Here is an 18,717-nt window from a genome sequence, read left to right on the forward strand (position 1 = left end):
TGTGAAGTACATCGACCGACACACCGCCATTAAGATGATCGCGACGGCAGCGGCAGTCGACGCAGCGCAGGGTGCCCTCACCGCATCGTATGTGGGCATCCTTTTTGCACCACTCCTCAGCGCCGGCGCCGCCTATGGATTCTGGAAATGGTTTGCCCGCCACGAAGGAGAGAGCCCGGATCCACGTAAGAACCCCCGCCTCATGACCATCGCGCTTGAATTCATTCCCGGCCTCGACGCATTACCGCTCTGGACCATCACCATCATTCTTGCGGTCATCGCGCATAACCGCGCTTCTCGGGAGGTATAATATCCGGGATGGTCTCTCTCCGGAGGAGCACATGGGGTCTTCTCGTACTTCTGATTGTCCCGTTTTTTACGCACGCACAACTTCTTACCGGACTCGAGCGACCGCTTGATGTCTCAATGACTCCGCAATATCCCGCAGCAGGGGAAGAAGTGCGGCTGAGTGTCTCAAGCTACGGACTGGATCTCGATCGCAGCGCCATCATCTGGTACGCGGACGGGAAAGAGATCGCCCGGAATACCACAGAAACAAAGGTAACCGCCGGCAAATTGGGCTCTCTCATAAATATCACCGTCGTCGCAGAAGAAACGGATGGACTCATCGGCAGCGGTAGCGCTCGGATCCGCCCGACCGAAGTCGATCTTATATGGAGCTCGGATTCCTACGCGCCGCCGTATTTCAAAGGAAGGAAGCTCGCGGGAAGCAGCGCTCGGATCCGCGCGGAAGCACTGGTACGCTTCACGCGCGCCGATGGTACGATGATACCTTCAAACGAAATCATCTATACCTGGCATCGCGGCACGACACGCATCCTGCAGGGAAGGGGCCGTTCAAGTGTGGAATTCGCCGGTCCTGCATTATTCAGCAGCGAGGAGGTCACGGTATCCGCACAATCTACTGACGGTGCGTATGTGGGCAGAGCATCGGTGCGCATCTCAGGGGTCGATCCGACGCTTGAGCTCTACGAGAACCATCCGCTTTTCGGCGTCCTCTATCATCGCGCGCTTACCGGCAGCGTGGTTACCGCCGAGAAAGAGCAGCGCGTCACCGCAGTCCCGTATTTCGCGCACGTCAGTACCCCTGAAGAGAAAGCCCTTTCATACTCGTGGTCCGTCGCCGGAGGACCGGTTCGACCAAATCCGGATGAACCGCAAAACCTCACCGTCACTTCCAATGGCTACGCCGGACCCGCACGCATCGAACTTGATCTCACGAGCGCGAGCGATCTTTTCTTGAAAGCGCGAGGAAGCTGGGAATTGGTATTCAGCGAATCAGCATTGTTCTCGGGATCAGGAAGTGATGATCCGTTTGCGCGACCCGAATAGATATGAAAAAACACGAGACCACGTTCATGTATATCGGCTTTGCGGCCATCGGGCTTCTTCTCGTCGGCCTCGCAGGTTGGTACTTCTTTATCTCCCGTCAGACCGCAGATCTCGAGACCCTGAGAGAGTCCCGCGGTTTCGACATCGGCGTACCGTCATTCGGCGGCACTCGTGGTTCAACCGCAGAAAATATCGAGGGAGGTTTCGGACTCGCTCCGTCTTCTGAACAACCCTCTGCCCAAGAAGGGGAAGAACCTCGTGCGCCACGTTTCTGGCGCGTAAGCACCAGTCCTATTGCAGGCGCTGGTTTCGTAATGATCGATTCCGTTCCGGTGCTGCGCTACGTAGAACGCTCAACCGGACATGTATTTGATGTGAATCCGATGACCGGCACGATCACCCGCAGAACCAATCGTCTGATTCCTAAAGTATACGAGGCGATCGTGGGGCCGCACGATGCCGTGATTCATCGTACGATTACCGCAGACGGGGAACGCGAGACTTTCGTAGGACAACTCGCGACGACGACCGTCGACGGATTCACTCCGCTCACCGGCACCGATCTCGGACCTGATGTGCGCGACATCGGATTCACCAAATCCGGCATCGTCTTCCTCTCGGCAACTGAGAGCGGCGCCACGCAATTGATAGAAGCAGCGATCGATGGATCCAAGCCGGTCGAAAAACGACTATTATCCGCGGGTGATTTCAAGCTTGAGAGCCTCGTCGATGGCCGCACCATCCTCACTGAACGTCCGGCAAGCGGCATTCCGGGATATGCGTATGAAGCAGGCACCACACTCATCCCGCTCGCCCGCGCAGTACCGGGACTTACGCTCGCAGCACGAGCAAGTTCAACGGCAGTCATCATAGGTGCGGATGACGGATCCAAGCTCTCCCTCGCGGTGCGCCCGACTCGGGACGCTTCACTCGTACCGCTCGATCTCGCGACCGTCGCCGATAAGTGTGTCTGGATGCCGGGAACCAGTCTCACCGCATACTGCGCCGTACCGCGCACGCTGCAACCGCTTGGATATCTCACCAACTGGCATCGCGGGACGATACACACCAGCGATTCGTGGCACCTTGTCGATGTCGGAGCAGGGAAGACGGAGAAATTCTTCGAGATCCGCGAGGATGATGCTATCGATGTGGAGCGCCCGATCACCGACGAAGGAGGGAATTACATCGCATTCATAAATGCCCGCGATAAATCGCTCTGGTTACTGCGTATAATTGAATAGGTATGCCTTGTCAGGAAACATCACCCGGGAATTCAGGTTGCGGGACCGTCGCAGAAAGCCGCACCGTATATATGTCGAACCTGTTCAATCCGAACAATACGGACCTGCAGGCATTCTTCAATATCCTCTTTACGGTCGCCATATCTATCGGTGCCATCCTTGCGGTTCTCCGGCTCGCATATGCAGGCGTCGTCTATATGACGACCGACCTCGTGACCAGCAAGCAGAATGCGCGTCAGATGATCGCCGATGTCGTCTTGGGACTCATCGTCCTCTTGGCGATCTGGGTTATCCTCTTCCAGATCAATCCCGACCTTCTTAACCTCGATATCCTCCGCAGCGTACGGACTTCGTAGAATCTAGGCGGCCGGAGCGTAGCGGATAACGACACGTCGGTTGCGTCCTTCTCCTTGGGATTCGGTCTTTACGTTCGGCGCGTCCTGAAGCGTCGTGTGCACGATGAGCCGCTCGTAGGCACTCATGGGATTCAATTCAACATCATATTGAAACGAGCGAGCGCGCTCCGCCATCATAAGGGCCTTCGCTTGAAGATCACGGATCTGTCGGGAGCGATACTCATTCACATCGACGAGGAACATCGGTTCTTCGCCACTCTCGGTTTTCGAGTGACGCTGTTCAACGATCTTCTTGAGAAGGAGATCGATGGCATGCACCGTATCCCCATGCGCACCGATCAGAGCTTTCGGATCCTGCACGCTGATGTTGTAGACGATCTGTCCTGCAACATCGATGCGAGAGACGCTGTCATAGGCGACGCCAGTCGCATCAAGGAGTTCAGTGAGCGTCTTCTCAACGTCTTCCATAGGAAAGACTGTATCACTATCGCGGGAGCGCGGCTAGTTTCCTTCAAAACGGCTTTATTGCTTACTATTTCGCTGTTTCGGAAGCCGTTTCCTTCGCAGGTTCGCGGAACCGGCGACCCATCACGAACTCCTGGGCGATCATGAAGACGTTGCTCGTAGTCCAGTAGAGCGGGAGCGCCGCCGCAAGTGTCGATGAGATGCCGGCAAAAAGAAGAGGAAGGACATAACGTGCCTGCAGATCGAAACTGTGGGCCATGTCCGACGAGAACGTCGGGTTCTCCTCCTTTACACGTGGCTTACGCTTGCCCATGGAAAGACGGGTATAGAGATACTGGGTGAGGCCCGTAAGCGCCGCCAAGAAGAAACTGCGCTCAGACATGTCGAACATGCCCAGGAACTCCATGTTCACACGCTCCGGCGCAGGAACGAAGGCATAGAGCGTATCCGCATTGATGGCAGGGAAACCGCCTTTCCAGAAGACCCAGTAGAGACCGAACAGGATCGGGAGCTGGAGGAAAATAAGGAAGAACGTCGCAAACGGACGGATGTTACGTTCGCGATAGAGCGCGAAGATGGCACGAGCCTGCTCTTCAGGCTTGTCTTTGAATTTCTCCTTGAGTCGTTCTACCTCGGGAGCAATCTCGCGCATCAGGGCCTGGGTACGGATTGCCTGTCGAGAGAGGGGGAGGAGGATCAATTTGACGAAAATAGTAAGAATGACGACCGCGATGCCGATGTCGTGCGCCGGCACGATATCCACCAGAAACACGAGTCCGTTATAGAGCGGCTCGTAGATGAAATTGAAGAAAGCAGCTTTGAACATTGTGGCATTCTACCCCAGGCTGGCCTCAATCGATACTATTGCCGCTCTTACGTGCCAGAGCGAAGATTTCACTCCGGATCCGAGCTGCGTCAGCCTCAGTTGCCGGCTTTTTTGCATAGAAAACAAGAGCTACCCCGGGAGAGAGGCGAGGGAGTGCCCGCTGCACAGCAGCTCGCGCACGTCGCTTGATGAGATTGCGCGTATTCGCTCGGGGAGCGATCTTGGCCGAGACCACGCAGGCAAATCCAGGACTACTCCTGTCCGGCAAGGTACCGAACGACAGCGAGAAAAGGGTGCCATGCACCCTTTTGAAGCCCCGCATCCGCGTGAAATCGGCTCGGGAAAGTCGATAGTGTGCCGGCATTAGAGTGCCAAGCGGGCGCGACCCTTACGCATACGGCGCTGGATGACGCGCTTACCCGTCTTGGTCTTGAGGCGTGCACGGAAACCGTGCGTGCGGACACGCTTGATCTTCTTCGGCTGGTAGTTTCGCTTCATGGCGGAAAAATAGCACGTATTTCCTTGCCTTTCAAGCGGCAAAGTGGGGGAGAAGTGAGTTATCCACAGGTTATAAACATGTGGATGAATACCCCCTACCGCTTCCCGACAGACACCGAGAGCGTATAATGCTTCTATATATGCGTGCGTGCGTCTCGATAGAGGGAGGTTGTTTGGATATCCACACCTATGATGACTAATCGAGAATTGTGGCAGAACGCCCTCGTCCAGATAGAGCTTGGCACCTCCGAAGCCTCATTCCGTACCTGGTTCCGTAATACGGACATCGTCTCGAGAGACGCCAATATCGTCCAGATCGCCGTTCCCTCCAAGATCGTCAAAGAGTGGCTCATGGATAAGCACCATAAGCTCATCTTAGGGACCCTTCGCTCGCTCGATAACACCATCCGCTCCGTCGAATACGTAGTCCATCGCTCAGCAGGGGAGCCTCGCCGCCAAGAGAAGCCACAACCACAACAGCAGAATGCTGCCTTAGATCTGGGAACCCTCTACATCGACAAGCGGGATAACCTCAACCCGCGATATACCTTCGATACGTTTGTCGTCGGCCCCTTCAATCAGCTCGCGCACGCGGCGGCAAAGGCGGTTATCGAGCGCCCGGGCCTCGCGTATAACCCGTTCTTCGTCTACGGCTCAAGCGGCCACGGCAAGACTCACCTCATCCAGGCGATCGGGAACCATTTCAAGAAGATGCACACCAACAAGAAGGTCTTCTACGTCTCTTCGGAACGTTTCGCGGTGGACTTCATCAATGCGGTCTCTCGTGGTCGCGCAAATGAGTTCAAGGATCAATACCGTCAATATGACGTCCTCATCATGGATGACGTGCAATTCATGGCGGAGAAGGAGCGCACCCAGGAAGAGCTCTTCCACCTCTTCAATGCGATGCACGACAATAACAAGCAGATCATCTTCTCGTCTGATAAGCACCCTATGCTGCTCCCGGGCTTCGAAGATCGAATCCGCGGCCGCCTCTCGGCAGGTGTCATCATGGAAATTCCTGAACCGGATGTGGAAAGTCGTACCGCGATCATCAAAGCGAAAGTCGAACAGCTCGGCTTCAGCCTTGCCGATGACATCGTAGGCCACATCGCCGAGAGCGTTCGTGGCAATATCCGCGAACTCGAGGGTATCCTCAACATGATCGTCTGCAAGTCCCAGCTTAAAGGGAAGGCGATTTCGCTTCCGGATGTCCGTGCACTCATCAAGCACAATGTCCGACCGAACAAGGGAGTCTCCGTCGAAGAGGTGGTGCGTCGCATTGCCCAGTACTACGAAGTCGCCGAGAAAAGCATCTACGAAAAGACTCGGAAGAAGGAAGTGGTCAAACCACGCCAGATCATCATGTACGTCTTGCGGGAAGAGTTCAGCGTGTCGTATCCTTCGATAGGGGAGAAACTGGGTGGCCGCGACCACACGACGGTCATCCACTCGTGCGAAAAGATCAAAGAAGAGATCAAGCGGAACAACTCGCTTGAACAGGAGCTCGAGCATATCCGCACGCTTGTCCACGCCTAGCAGTATGAACTCCACCGACCTTCAGCAGGCTCACCATTCCAGGGCCGCTGAGGTGGAAGACATGGCGCATACCGGTGTGGGTAACCTGTGGACAGGTGAAGGATCGGTAATGGGGATAAGCGATGCGCGAAAGAAGGACAGACGCGGGGATATCGTTATTACAGACTTTTCCGCAGTAATCCCCACCGCCTATCCCGGGCAATCGACAGGGTATTCCACAGGAGGTATGTACGAAAAAACGGCACGAGATATGGATATTTCAGGCTTATCCACCTATCCACGCTGCTAATAGTAATAATAAGTATTTATTTAGAAAGAATTATAAAAATACCCGTATGCAATTCACGACACCGAAAGAAAGGATCCTGAATGCCGTGTTGGTTGCGGAGAGGATCGTGGGGAAGAAAGAATCTCTCCCGGTTCTTTCCTGCATCCTTCTCGATGTCGGACGTGATCTTGCGATGCGCTCCACAAACCTTGAGGCGGGTGTCGACATCCAGGTTCCGGGTGAGGTAGTGGAAACAGGGACTATCGCCGTACCTGCGGCGATCCTTTCGCAAACCCTGCGAGCCGTTTCGGGGGATAAGGTGACGCTGAAGGCAGAGGGTGGAAATCTGCTCATCGAGTCGCGTGGTTCCAAGACCCTCATAAAAGCAGTGCCGCATGACGAGTTTCCTGCTATTCCTGCGACCAAGGAGACGACCCGTAGTCTTTCACTCTCTCGAGAGACCTTGGTGCAGGCACTGCATTCTGTTGCCTACGCCGCATCGACTTCCATGATCCGTCCGGAATTAGGAAGCGTGTATCTGAAGGTGGAAGAAGGGAAGCTCACTGCGGTTGCAACCGATTCGTTCAGATTGGCCGAAAAAACGGTCTCAGACGCATCAGGAAAAGGAAATGACGAAGTCCTCATTCCGCTCAAGCACGTGCAGGAGATCGTACATTTGCTCGAAAAAACGGCATCCGAAGAAGTTTCTCTATCCATCGATGATTCACAACTGCTTCTTGTAGCTGATTCGATCCGTTTCGTCTCGCGTGTAGTGGATGGGAATTTCCCGAACTATAAGGAGATCATTCCCAAAAGCTTCGCGACCGAAGCGACGATCCTTAAGAGTGATTTTACCGAAGCCCTTCGCAAGGCCCGTGTGTTTTCTGGTGCCGACCAGCATGTCGGTTTCCATGTATATCCGAAGAAAAAGGTGTTCGATATCACTGCGCAGAGTGCAGCCATTGGTGAGATGTCGGATTCGTTGGAGGCAGCGACCTCAGGGGATGATATCGACGTCAATTTCCATATCGGCTACATCGCTGATTGTCTTCAGTCGATCCAATCCGATTCGATCGTGCTGGGGTTTGCCGGCCCGGGGAAGCCGGTCGTCGTGAAGGGGGTGTCTGACGCGTCATTCACGTATCTCGCGATGCCCCTCAATCGGTAGTTTTAGTTCGCGGTGAACGTGATCTGTGTCTGGATCTCTCCGTTATTGGTTTCTGCTACTGCACGTAGTGTCTGTGCGCCGCTACCGCGTGGCTGAATGGCAATGACATACGGTGGAAGCGCGGAGACGCCCACGAACTGTCCGTTGAGGTAATAGGTGACGCTGCGGAATCCGAGCGAAGCATCGAAGCTTACCGACGCATCGAAAGGTTGTGAGCTGGAGACTTGTGATCCTGCCTGAGGAGAAGTTATCGTGAATCCATTGCCTCCGCTTGAGGTCGATGAGCCAACCGCCTGTTGTGCCCATATCGAGACGGCATAGTCCCAGTTATTCAGCTGCGAGTCGCTGAAGTTCGGGCGACCGTTGCGCGGATCATCCTTGTTCACCCAGAAGAGGATGTCGTGGAGTCCTTGCGACGGGTTCGTGTTCCATTCACCACGCAGCACCGGAGGGAGGTTGTCGCGTTCAGGGTCAGGAGATGGGGCAGGGAACTCGTCCGGCGGGTACTTTTCAAGAGCGATATCCATGAATTCTCGCCACATCGGCGTCACGATGAGGCCTGAGATCTGGTTCATTGATCTCGGAGTGTTGTTTCCTGCCCATGCGCCGGTCACGACGGAGGTCGAATAACCCAAGACCCATGCGTCCTTGTTGTCGTTAGTGGTACCGGTCTTTGCTGCGACATCCTTGCCAGGGAAATTCAAAGGGGAGTTTGCTCCGTAGAGCGGGGTGCGTGCGACGTTGTCGGAAAGGATGTCAGTAATCTGACGTGCTACCTGCGGATCGAGCGCGCGCGATTCAGACTTTTCATACTGTTCGAGCACGTTGCCACGGTTATCTTCGACGCTGAGGATTCCGGTCGGTGCGTTGCGTAGGCCGTCGTTCGCGAAGACGCTGTATGCGCCCGTCATGTCGAGTAAGGTCACTTCACCGCCTCCGAGGACGAGCGTGAGGCCGTAACGATCAGGATCAGTCAGTGTTGAGATGCCCATGTCATGCGCGGTCTCAAGCGAATCAGGAATGCCCGCGAGATAGAGTGTCTTCACTGCAGGGATGTTGAGCGATTGTGCGAGGGCGTTCCGGATACTCACCGGTCCACGGAACGTGTGATCGTAGTTGCCTGGGCTGTAACAGGGAGGATTCGAGTTCGCCACATCGGTCGGGGAGCAGGCGGTCGAGAACTGCGTCTGCACATCGAAGAGCATGGTCTCCGGTGTGTAGCCCTTCTCGAACGCGGTCGCGTACACGAACGGCTTGAATGACGAACCCGGTTGGCGCTCGGATGTAGTGACGTTCACCTTGCCGTCGATGTCCTCATCGAAGTAACCACGAGAGCCGACCATTGCCAGGATCTGTCCCGTCTTTGGATCGATCGAGACGAGACCGGCGTTTTCAGCGTTGAACTGCTTCTCATTCGCGAGTGCTCGTCGTCGGACGATCTCTTCTGCTTTCTGTTGGAGGTCCCAGTCGAGCGTCGTGATGACTTTAAGGCCCTCATTCGCGACTACGTCAGCACCGTATTTCTCTTCGAGATATTCGCGGATATAGAACACGAAGTGCGGTGCTTTAATACCGGCCTCCAGCTCTTCGCGGAACTGCACGTGTTCGGCGAGAGCGCCATCGTATTCTGATTCGTTGATGTATCCCGCGTTCTTCATGCGGGCGAGAACAAGATTCTTACGCTCTTCGAGTTCGTCAGTGTGGTTTCCGTACGGGGAATAACGTGTCGGGGCCTGGGGAAGCGCAGCAAGATACGCTGCTTCAGCCAGAGTGACTTCCTTGGCGGCTTTGCCGAAGAAGTAGCGCGATGCCTCTTCGACACCGTAGACGGTGCCGCCGTAACTGGTCTCATTAAGGTAAATGTTCAGAATCTCCTCCTTGGTCGCGATCCTCTCAAGCTTCATGGCGAGGATGATCTCCTTCGCCTTACGGATCGGCGTCTTGTCAGCGGTGAGAAGGGTGTTCTTCACAACCTGCTGGGTAATCGTGGAACCGCCTTGGCCGCGGAAGCCTTCCTTGAGACCGAGATTTACGAGAATCGCGCGCAAGAACGCCATCGGACGAAAACCGTTGTGTTCATAAAATGTCGCGTCTTCAATAGCGACGGTTGCGTTGCGGATGTAGGGAGAAATATCTTCAAAAGGTATCTCGGTGCGGCGCATCGATCCGTGAACATCATAGAGAAGGACTTCGCCGGTACGGTCGTAAATCTTCGTGCTCTCCCCGACGATACGATTTTCGATCGTATCCACAGCTGGGATGGAAGCGAAGATAGCCCATGCGGTAAATACTCCCGCACAGGCGATACCGGCAAGTACCATGAAGCGCATGGTGGGATGCGTCCACGAGGGAAGGGGGCCGCTACGGGCTTTCCGTTGCGCACGTTTGTGCAATTGCTGTTCTTCGTCCATGGAAAAGCCGACCTGAGTCGGATATCTCGTGAATTGTATCGTGCTCGTTCGGTGGGAGCAATCGAAAGCGTTGCCCCACCTCTACAGACGTCTTCATGAAATTTGCTTACCGAATGTGAGCGAGATGGGTTATGCCGACTGCAATCGCGTCGTATTCGTCATCGTGCTTTACGGCTTTGTCGATTTTAACGAGCATGTGCAGCATCGAGATGATCTGTTTCTTATCTGCCTTACCGAAGCCGGTCGTCGCGCTCTTTACTTGGCTTGGCGTGTATTCGAAAGTAGGGAGGCCGGCAACTGCAGCGGCGTTAAGGAGCGCGCCGCGTACTTCAGCCACCTGCATGGCAGTCGTGCGGTTGGTGTTGAAAAAGAGTCGCTCCATGACGAGCGCATCGGGTTTGTGTTCGGCAATCAATCGCTCGCATTCGGCGACGATCTGAGCGAGGCGCTCGACGAAACCGTCTTTTGGATATGTCTCGATGCAATCCGAATAGATCCACGTCTCTTTGCCGCTGTTCTTCTCGATGATTGCGATGCCACAGCGGCCGTATCCGGGATCAATGGCAATGACGCGCATATCTTCAGTGTAGGACGGAAGGTATAAAAAAGAAATTGGCCGCATGAGAGCGGCCAATCCATTACTTGCTCGTGATCCAGCGAGTAGTCTGAAAGTCAGGATCACGTTTGGTCAGTGACACCCATCGATGGGGGTCTTCCTTCGATTGCTGAGCGATGTATTCATACGGCATCTCGTACCAGCGTCGTATGCGGTCGGAGCCGTGTGTGGTTTTATCGAGTAGGAAATCGCCACTCGCGGTATGAGCTATCAGGATCGCATGCATTGTTTTTTCAGGCGTGCGAACGACCGTTACGAGCAACGTGCTCGCCGGCCACCCGAGTGCGATAAGTCGCTTTCGCTTCACGAACGCAAAACCCTCGCAGTCGTCTGCGGTCTCATTGAGCGTCCATTTCTCATCGACACCAAAAAGCTCTTGGTCACTACCGTATCGCATCTGTGCATTCACGGTATCGTTCACCGTCTTGAGTTCGGCAAACCGCACTGAATTCACCGGCATATACGTCACCGGAGAAGCGATGCATTCGGTGGGGAATTCCTCACAGAACTCGATCGCTGCAGCTGCCGGCAGCACCTCGTGATATGTCCGCAATACCGGCGATGTCGTCTCCTGCAGCGTGCTGCAGAGTCCTACTACAGCAAGGAGTATCGCTCCAGTTTTAATCATCGCGAACCTCCTTTCGGTCTCGCGTCTGTGCCACTATTGGCTATCGATACTATAAACCCGCCGGCGCCAAGCCGCACTATTCGGCGTTTGTGTATACCTCTTCGACATCATCCAGGGCATCGATGAGTTCCATGATCTTCATGAGCGCTGCGTCTTCCGTTTCGGGGAGGGGAATGGTTGTCTTGGGGATATAGCCCTCATCGGTCTTATCAAATGCCCAAAGCGCTGAGCCTGGTGCGGCGAGCGCGATCTCATGCTTCGCAAAGATGGTCTTCAGTTCCTGAAGGGTACGGTTGGTGTTGTCGGTCACCGCTTGAATGATGACTGCCGCACCGCCCGGACCGTACGCTTCGTACACGACCTGTTCAAGCGAGGCGGCATCCGCAGAGGTTCCTTTGGCGATTGCGCGTTCGATGGTGTCCTTCGGCATGTTCGCTTTCTTCGCGGTCTCGATGATGGAGCGCAGGTTCGCGGAATTCACATCGCCGTTCGCCTTCTTGCTCTCGACGGCGATTCGTTTGCCGAGCTTGCCCCAGAGATTGCTCTTCGCCGCATCAGCCGCGCCTTTCTGTCGTTTGATCTGTGCCCATTTGTTATGACCTGCCATAGGAAGATGTTGTACCTCACGGGATTCGCTAAATCAATTTCGGCTGTTCCGCCTGGGGGAACTCTTCACCGAGGTGCGCATAGCCTTTTTCGGTAACGACGCGACCGCGCGGCGTCCTCTCGAGGAGGCCGAGCTGCATGAGATACGGCTCGTGGACTTCCTCGACGGTCGCCTCTTCTTCGGAAAGTGCGGCAGCGATGGTCTTGAGTCCGACCGGACCGCCCCTGAATTTATCGATGAGAATGGAGAGGATGTCGCGGTCGATCTGATTGAGACCGAGTTCATCGATTTCAAGAAGCGCGAGGGCCTTTTTCACGGTCTTGAGATCCAATTTCTCGTTGCTCACCTCCGCGAAGTCGCGACATCTCTTCAAGAGATAGTTCGCCGTGCGTGGTGTTGCGCGCGAGCGGCGTGCGATCTCGGTCACAGAATCATTGTCTATCTCGATGTTCAATATCTTCGCTGAGCGCTTGAGTACGGTCGCGATCTCGCTTTCGGTGTAGTAGGTGAGACGGAAGGTTCCACCCGAGAAGCGTGATCGTAGTGGGGAAGAGAGCATTGAGATGCGGGTTGTCGCCGCAATCAGCGTGAAAGGAGGGAGCTCAAGCTGCACGGTGCGCGCCGAAGGGCCCTTTCCGATGACGATATCCAAGACGCCGGATTCCATTGCTGGATAGAGGATCTCTTCGATGGTTCGGTTTAATCGATGGATTTCGTCGATGAAGAGGACATCCCCGGGTGAGAGGTTGGTGAGAATGGACGCAAGGTCGCCGACGCGCTCGATAGCGGGGCCGGATGTGGAGCGCAGCGACGAACCGATCTCTTTGGTGATGAGATGCGCGAGAGTAGTCTTCCCGAGACCCGGTGGTCCATACAAGAGAACGTGTTCCGGCTGTTGCTGACGACCCTTCGCAGCGCTGAGGAGGATGCGAAGGTTTTCCTTGATGGTTTGCTGGCCGACATACTCGTCCCACAGCCCTGGTCGGAGGGCCTGATCGAGGGAACGGGCTGATTTACCCAGCGTTTCTGCGGTTTTTTCAGACATATTGACAACGGCACTCTGGCATGCTAGAGTAGCTGGCAGAAGTGGCGTCCTGACGCCATTTTTCTTTTGTCAGGGACGCACATCTCCAAGCGATACCAGGACTCTTCCAAGGACGGTGGTGGTGGCCACCTCCGGGTAGTTTTACTGTCCCTATCCTTAGGCCTTGTCCGACTTTCGATGATCCATTGAAAGCATCGCTTGGGGATGTGCTGCTCCGACAAAAATTTCCTACACTCACGATAGCATTCGGAAACGAATCGACAACTTTTTTTCGTGTCCTGATTCACCCAACGAAGAAAACTCTCGCGCAAGCGAGAGTTTTCTTGTCTATTGCGAAGAGTAATTCTAAATTTTTGACTACAAAAGTGTTTCCAACATCACTTCGTCGTGCAGATCGACGACGCGACCGAGCTCATCAAGGGAAGTGACGCCCTGCAACACCTTCACGGCGCCATCTTGTGCCATGCGACGGATCTGCTGCGGCTTCGCTGCTCTCCAGATCTCGCGTTCGCTGGTCGTCTTACGGATCGTTTCTTCGACGGCCTTATCCATGAGGATGACTTCGACGACGCCCATGCGTCCCTTGTAGCCGATACCGCCGCACTTATCACATCCCTTCGCGATCCACATACGTTCGCGATTCTCCGGGACTCCTTCAGGGTGCGGAATGTTCGCAAGAAGGGCCTGCATGGTCTTCAGATCATCGCCTTCAATCTTCGCTTCGACGCGGCAGTGTTCGCACAATCTTCGTACGAGACGTTGTGCCATCGAGACCGTGAGTGCAGCTCCTAGGATGTCGGCATTCACACCCATGTCGATGAGGCGAGGGAAGGTGCCGGCAGCATCGTTGGTGTGAAGCGTCGAGAAGACCAAGTGACCGGTAAGCGATGCGTTAACCGCCGTCGAGGCGACTTCGGCATCGCGGATTTCACCGACCATGATGATGTCCGGATCCTGACGGAGTGTTGAGCGCAGTCCCGATGCGAAGGTGTAGTCCTTCGAGACCTGTGTCTGCACGACGCCGTCGAGATGATATTCGATCGGGTCTTCGATGGTGACGACTTTATTTTCGGAGTTCGATACCTTTCGTAGGAACGCGTAGAGCGTGGTCGTCTTACCGGAACCGGTCGGGCCCGTGTTGAGGATCATGCCGTTCGGCTTCTCGATCTCCTTATCGAAGATATCCATCAAGTACTTATCAAAGCCGAGTTTCTCCATCGGGAGTGCGATGGTCGATGGATCGAGAATACGCATGACGATCGTTTCCGCGTACGCGCCCGGCAATACCGAAGTGCGGATCTCGATCTCTTTCTCATTCACCACGATTGAGAAGCGCCCGTCTTGCGCGGCGTTCTTGATGTTGAGTTTCAATCCCGAGAGAAGCTTGAGGCGAGACGAGAGGAGGCCGTAGGTCGTTGCATCGAACATGACGACTTCAAGGAGAACGCCGTCCAAGCGATAGCGCATGCGGACACCTTTCTCCTCAGGTTCAAGGTGGACGTCGGATGCGCCAAGCGAGAGCGCTCCGGCCATGGTGACTTCGAGCGCGCGCGAGATGCGATGCGTATCCTTCGAGCCCATGTGCTCGTTGATATGTGTTTTTACGTCTTCGAGCGTCTTGATCTCGACCAGCATGCGCTGGATGGTCTCGTTCGAGAGAGTGAGGACGCCGGCTTCGGTTTCCGTCGCGAACGAGATGTCGTGGTAGCGATCCCATGCGTGATCAAGGGATGCGCGCGAGACGATGAATCGGCGGACCTCGTAACCGAGGCGTGCAAGATTCTCGACGGCGCGGACAGAATTATCTCTTTCGGGTGCGCGCATGGCGACGAAGAGTTTCTTATTTACCTTACGGAAGGGGGCAACCTCTGCCTCGCGAGCCTCTTTTTCAGGAACCAAACGCAGGGCGTCGGTGTCTATGGATTTCGACGTGAGATCGACGTATTCGACGCCGTATCTGCCGGCGAGCATCTCCGCGAGCTGCTCTTCTTCGCGTCGATGCAGTTCATCGAGGCGTTCCTCCTGCTTCTTCTCATTGAATTGCGAAGGCATGTCTATCTATTGTAGCGCACTGCACGTACAATGCGGTCCATGCAGAAGAGGCTGGTGGTAGGAGAAATGGCAACGGAAGCGACGGCGTTCGTCGAGGGGCTTTTGCCATCAGATTCGGCGACGCTTGTCGCCCTTTCGGGGGATTTAGGGGCGGGAAAGACGACGTTCGTCCAAGGCGTAGCAGCGGCGCTTGGGGTGACGGAGCATGTAACCAGTCCGACCTTCGTCATCATGAAAATCTACGACCTCGCGGGTCAGAAATTTGATCGGCTCGTGCATATGGACGCGTATCGCCTGAAAGGGGACCAGCACCTGAGGGCGCTCGGCTGGAATGAGCTGCTGCGTGATCCGAAAAATCTCATCATCGTCGAGTGGCCGGAGAAGATCGAGGGAGGAATTCCGGCAAGCGCGCGACCCATCACCTTTCGGTATAGTGGAGATGACTCCCGCGAAATAGTGTATGGCTAAGAAAACGAAAGGCACGAAACGGCTTATTCTCTTGGACTCGCATGCGATCCTGCATCGAGCGTTCCATGCGATACCGGATTTTGCGACGTCCAAAGGCGAACCGACCGGTGCGCTCTACGGACTCGCGACGATGCTGTTGAAGACGATCGACCAATTTTCCCCCGATTACCTCATCGCTGCGCGGGATCTTCCAGGGGGAACCTTCCGTCATTCGTTGTTCGAAGAATACAAAGGCGCTCGCGTCGAGGCAGATGATGCGCTCGTCTCCCAACTGAAGGCAGCTCCGGAGATATTCGAGGCGTTCGGCATCCCGGTCTACTCTGAACCGGGCTTCGAGGCGGATGACATGATCGGCACGATCGTAAAGAAGCTTGAGACCAATAATGACATCGAGATCATTATCGCGACGGGAGATCTCGATACGCTACAGCTCGTCTCAGGAAAGAAGGTGCAGGTGTTCACCCTGCGTCAGGGGATTACGGACACTATCATTTACGACGAGGACCGGGTGCGCGAACGATACGGATTCGGGCCGGAACACGTCGCTGACTATAAAGGACTGCGCGGCGATCCGTCGGACAATATCAAGGGTATCAAAGGTATCGGAGAGAAGACTGCAGAAGCGCTCATCACTGAATTCGGTTCGATCGAGGATATCTATAATGTGCTCAAATCAGATCCGGAAGAGTTCGAGAAGGCGGGCATCAAGAAGAGGGTCGTGGAACTGCTTAAGGGCGGGGAACAGGATGCGTTTTTCTCAAAACAGCTGGCGACCATCCACTGTGATGCGCCGATCGTGTTCTCCCTTCCTGAAAAGGAGTGGCGCATCACTGATCATCTGGCTTCTATCGAGGCGATGTGCGATCGCTACGAATTCCGTTCTATCAAGGAGCGCATTCGTCGCGTCGGTGCCGGCGCGAGTGTCGTCGAAGAAGGGGAAGGGGAAGTGATCGAGCCGGCACCGAATGAGGCAGATGTTGATGCCGAATCGTTGCGGGAGACTTCGCTCGCGCTGTGGCTGCTTAATTCAGATATACCGAACCCGTCACTTGAAGACATCGTGCAGTACGCCCAGACCAATGATTTCGAGAAGGCACGTGAATTCATCTTTACGAAACTGAACGAGACCGGGCGATTACGTGAGGTGTTCGATACCATCGAGAAGCCATTGCTTCCCGTCGTCCAGAAGATGAATGCGACCGGTGTCTGCATCGACAAAGCAGCGCTCGAGAAGCTCGCAAAGGAATACCGGAAGGAACTCGGAGAGATCGCCGGGCGCATCTTCCAGCATGCGGGGCGCGAATTCAATATCAATTCTCCCCGACAACTCGCCGTCGTCCTCTTCGACGAGCTGAAGATACCCGTAGCTAAGCAGAAGAAGACCGCGACCGGCGCGCGCACGACGAAAGAAGAGGAATTGGCCAAGCTGAAAGACGCACATCCGATCATCGAAGATATCCTTTCGTACCGCGAATTGGCGAAACTGCTTTCAACGTACGTGGAGAAGATCATCGAGATCGTGGAGAAGGATGGGCGTCTACGCGCGGAATTCCTGCAGGCGAGTACGACGACGGGGCGCATGGGCTGCAAGGACCCGAATCTCCAGAACATCCCGATCCGTACCGAATACGGGCGACGCATCCGTAGTGCGTTTATTGCACCGGAAGGGAAGGTGTTGATCGCGCTCGATTATTCGCAGATCGAGCTTCGTCTCGCGGCAGGGCTCTCGGGCGATGAGAAGCTGCTCAGCGTATTCAAGAGCGGCGGAGACATCCATGCGGCGGTTGCTGCGCAGGTGTTTGCCGTTCCTCCGGAGCATGTCGACCGCGAGATGCGACGCAGGGCGAAGATCATCAACTTCGGTATCCTCTACGGCATGGGAGTGAATGCACTCCGCACGTCGCTCGGCGAGAGTGTCTCTCGTGATGAGGCGTCGAGTTTCTTGGATAGTTACTTTGCGAATTATCCGCAACTTGCCAAGTGGGTGGAGTTCACGAAACGAGATGCGGCGCTCAAGGGATACACCGAGACCGTATTCGGTCGTCGTCGATACCTCCTCGGCTTCAAATCAGTGCTCCCACACCTGCGTGCGCAGGCAGAACGCTTTGCCGTGAACGCGCCGATACAGGGAACACAAGCAGACATCATCAAGCTCGCGATGGTAAGGGCGGATGAGCTTATTGCGGAAAAAGGCTGGGATGAGGTGAAGCTGCTCCTGCAGGTGCATGACGAACTCGTCTACGAAGTGCCGAAACGGCTTGCAGAAGAAGCGGCGGCAGAGATTCGGGAGGTTATGGAATCCGTCGCACCAACGAATGAGCTTGCGGGCGTGCCTATTCTCGCAGAATCAGCAATCGGGAATGACTGGGGTAGTATGGAGAAGATCAAACGCGCATGATGCACCTCTATATAGGCGGCGACAGGGAAAAGGCGAGAGCTAAGATGCAATCCGACATTGCGAAGGCTGCGAAGGGGGCTGACGTGGTGCGCATCACCGACGCGCATTCGAGAGAGGATCTGGTAAGTGCGTTGCGCGGTGGTGGTATGTTCGCGACGAAGCGCGTGCTTGTCTTCGAAAACCTGAATTCGAATGCCGAGATGCGCGAGATACTGCTTGAGGCGCTCGGGCGAGGCATCGAAGATCCTGTTTTCCTGTTCGAGGAGAAGCTGCTTGCGGCAGATAAGAAGAAGTACGAGAAATTTGCAGACAAGGTAGAGGTTTTTGAGGCGCCGAAGAAGGAGCGTGATTCATCGATCTTCGCTATCGCCAATGCGCTGCGTGCGGGAGATAAGAAGGAGCTCTGGGTTTCGTATATGCGGGAGATCGGCAAGGGCGGAGCGCCGGAAGCAATCCATGGAGTTCTTTTCTGGGGAGCAAAAGATGCATTCACGAAATCAGGAGGAAAGGATATGCGTGCAGGGAAACTAGTAGCAGCTCTGGCAGAACTTCCTCATGAAGCCCGTCGCAGGGGAGAGGATCTCGAATATGCACTCGAGCGGTTTGTGCTTTCAGTGAAGTAATGCATCATTACGACATGCAAATGAGCAACAAGGGAATCTCATTGACCCTCCTTTTTATCGGTGTCGGTATTTTGGTGGCGTTAAGCGTGCCGATGTTCGTGACTGCGGCGCCGGGGGATGCGAATGCTATGTGTACACCAGTTTTTAAACAG

At 55.0% G+C, this 18,717-nt stretch carries 20 protein-coding genes; 10 read left to right on the top strand and 10 right to left on the bottom strand.

Translation table 11 applies throughout. From position 1 onward, the window contains the following. Position 1: 1 nt before the first annotated feature. The 4 genes from JNK62_01845 to JNK62_01860 all read left to right on the top strand — a co-directional run bounded on the left by JNK62_01845 (position 2) and on the right by JNK62_01860 (position 2,953). A complete protein-coding gene (locus tag JNK62_01845; protein MBL8158258.1) occupies positions 2-310 on the top strand; it encodes a hypothetical protein in 309 nt (102 codons plus the stop codon). An 8-nt stretch (positions 311-318) separates the two neighbouring features. Further along, the gene (locus JNK62_01850) at positions 319-1,353 is read left to right on the top strand and encodes a hypothetical protein (protein ID MBL8158259.1); all 1,035 of its coding nucleotides are present in this window, start codon (positions 319-321) and stop codon (positions 1,351-1,353) included. A gap of 2 nt (positions 1,354-1,355) precedes the next feature. Further along, entirely contained in the window at positions 1,356-2,597 is a 1,242-nt protein-coding gene (locus tag JNK62_01855) for a hypothetical protein (protein MBL8158260.1), read from the top strand. Between the two features lie 71 nt (positions 2,598-2,668). After that, on the top strand, positions 2,669-2,953 hold the full coding sequence (locus JNK62_01860; protein MBL8158261.1) for a hypothetical protein: 285 nt from the start codon (positions 2,669-2,671) through the stop codon (positions 2,951-2,953). 3 nt (positions 2,954-2,956) lie between these two features. On the opposite strand, the gene JNK62_01865 is transcribed toward JNK62_01860, so the two are convergent. The 4 genes from JNK62_01865 to rpmH all read right to left on the bottom strand — a co-directional run bounded on the left by JNK62_01865 (position 2,957) and on the right by rpmH (position 4,742). Beyond that, positions 2,957-3,421, bottom strand: coding sequence for a hypothetical protein (locus JNK62_01865; protein MBL8158262.1), 465 nt, complete (start codon positions 3,419-3,421; stop codon positions 2,957-2,959). A 64-nt stretch (positions 3,422-3,485) separates the two neighbouring features. Further along, a complete protein-coding gene (locus JNK62_01870; protein ID MBL8158263.1) occupies positions 3,486-4,244 on the bottom strand; it encodes a membrane protein insertase YidC in 759 nt (252 codons plus the stop codon). 25 nt (positions 4,245-4,269) lie between these two features. Continuing rightward, positions 4,270-4,608, bottom strand: a complete 339-nt coding sequence (locus tag JNK62_01875) for a ribonuclease P protein component (GenBank protein MBL8158264.1) — start codon at positions 4,606-4,608, stop codon at positions 4,270-4,272. After that, positions 4,608-4,742 (bottom strand): 50S ribosomal protein L34, encoded by a 135-nt coding sequence (rpmH, locus tag JNK62_01880; GenBank protein MBL8158265.1) that lies wholly within the window; start codon positions 4,740-4,742, stop codon positions 4,608-4,610. Before rpmH ends, JNK62_01875 begins: the two co-directional genes overlap by 1 nt. Positions 4,743-4,931: 189 nt before the next feature. On the opposite strand from rpmH, the gene dnaA reads away from it, so the two are divergent. Genes dnaA through dnaN form a run of 3 tightly spaced genes read left to right on the top strand, consistent with a single transcriptional unit; the run spans position 4,932 to position 7,717 of the window. Continuing rightward, entirely contained in the window at positions 4,932-6,281 is a 1,350-nt protein-coding gene (gene dnaA, locus JNK62_01885) for a chromosomal replication initiator protein DnaA (GenBank protein ID MBL8158266.1), read from the top strand. Positions 6,282-6,285: 4 nt separating this feature from the next. Beyond that, positions 6,286-6,570, top strand: coding sequence for a hypothetical protein (locus JNK62_01890; GenBank protein ID MBL8158267.1), 285 nt, complete (start codon positions 6,286-6,288; stop codon positions 6,568-6,570). Positions 6,571-6,616: 46 nt separating this feature from the next. Then, complete coding sequence (gene dnaN, locus JNK62_01895; protein ID MBL8158268.1) at positions 6,617-7,717, top strand: DNA polymerase III subunit beta; 1,101 nt, start codon at positions 6,617-6,619, stop codon at positions 7,715-7,717. A 2-nt stretch (positions 7,718-7,719) separates the two neighbouring features. Here dnaN and JNK62_01900 read toward each other — a convergent pair whose 3' ends face one another. The 6 genes from JNK62_01900 to JNK62_01925 all read right to left on the bottom strand — a co-directional run bounded on the left by JNK62_01900 (position 7,720) and on the right by JNK62_01925 (position 15,076). Next, positions 7,720-10,047 (bottom strand): PBP1A family penicillin-binding protein, encoded by a 2,328-nt coding sequence (locus JNK62_01900; GenBank protein MBL8158269.1) that lies wholly within the window; start codon positions 10,045-10,047, stop codon positions 7,720-7,722. Between the two features lie 187 nt (positions 10,048-10,234). Next, complete coding sequence (gene ruvC, locus JNK62_01905) at positions 10,235-10,705, bottom strand: crossover junction endodeoxyribonuclease RuvC (protein MBL8158270.1); 471 nt, start codon at positions 10,703-10,705, stop codon at positions 10,235-10,237. Between the two features lie 61 nt (positions 10,706-10,766). Further along, positions 10,767-11,372, bottom strand: a complete 606-nt coding sequence (locus JNK62_01910) for a transglutaminase-like cysteine peptidase (protein ID MBL8158271.1) — start codon at positions 11,370-11,372, stop codon at positions 10,767-10,769. A gap of 76 nt (positions 11,373-11,448) precedes the next feature. After that, positions 11,449-11,979: a YebC/PmpR family DNA-binding transcriptional regulator gene (locus JNK62_01915; protein ID MBL8158272.1), complete on the bottom strand. Its 531-nt coding sequence runs from the start codon at positions 11,977-11,979 to the stop codon at positions 11,449-11,451. Positions 11,980-12,007: 28 nt separating this feature from the next. Beyond that, the gene (ruvB, locus tag JNK62_01920; protein ID MBL8158273.1) at positions 12,008-13,024 is read right to left on the bottom strand and encodes a Holliday junction branch migration DNA helicase RuvB; all 1,017 of its coding nucleotides are present in this window, start codon (positions 13,022-13,024) and stop codon (positions 12,008-12,010) included. A 357-nt stretch (positions 13,025-13,381) separates the two neighbouring features. After that, positions 13,382-15,076 carry a type II/IV secretion system protein gene (locus JNK62_01925; protein MBL8158274.1) on the bottom strand — a complete coding sequence of 565 codons (1,695 nt, stop codon included), beginning with the start codon at positions 15,074-15,076 and terminating at the stop codon, positions 13,382-13,384. Positions 15,077-15,142: 66 nt separating this feature from the next. Between JNK62_01925 and tsaE the strand changes: the two genes are divergently transcribed. Genes tsaE through JNK62_01940 form a run of 3 tightly spaced genes read left to right on the top strand, consistent with a single transcriptional unit; the run spans position 15,143 to position 18,565 of the window. Next, a complete protein-coding gene (gene tsaE / locus JNK62_01930; GenBank protein ID MBL8158275.1) occupies positions 15,143-15,544 on the top strand; it encodes a tRNA (adenosine(37)-N6)-threonylcarbamoyltransferase complex ATPase subunit type 1 TsaE in 402 nt (133 codons plus the stop codon). Next, positions 15,537-17,942, top strand: a complete 2,406-nt coding sequence (locus JNK62_01935) for a hypothetical protein (protein MBL8158276.1) — start codon at positions 15,537-15,539, stop codon at positions 17,940-17,942. Before tsaE ends, JNK62_01935 begins: the two co-directional genes overlap by 8 nt. A 44-nt stretch (positions 17,943-17,986) precedes the next feature. Further along, a complete protein-coding gene (locus JNK62_01940; GenBank protein ID MBL8158277.1) occupies positions 17,987-18,565 on the top strand; it encodes a hypothetical protein in 579 nt (192 codons plus the stop codon). The last annotated feature ends 152 nt before the right edge of the window (positions 18,566-18,717 follow it).

It is taken from the genome of bacterium, assembly GCA_016789445.1.
Classification (GTDB): Bacteria; Patescibacteriota; Minisyncoccia; order Phycocordibacterales; family UBA2100; genus UBA10103.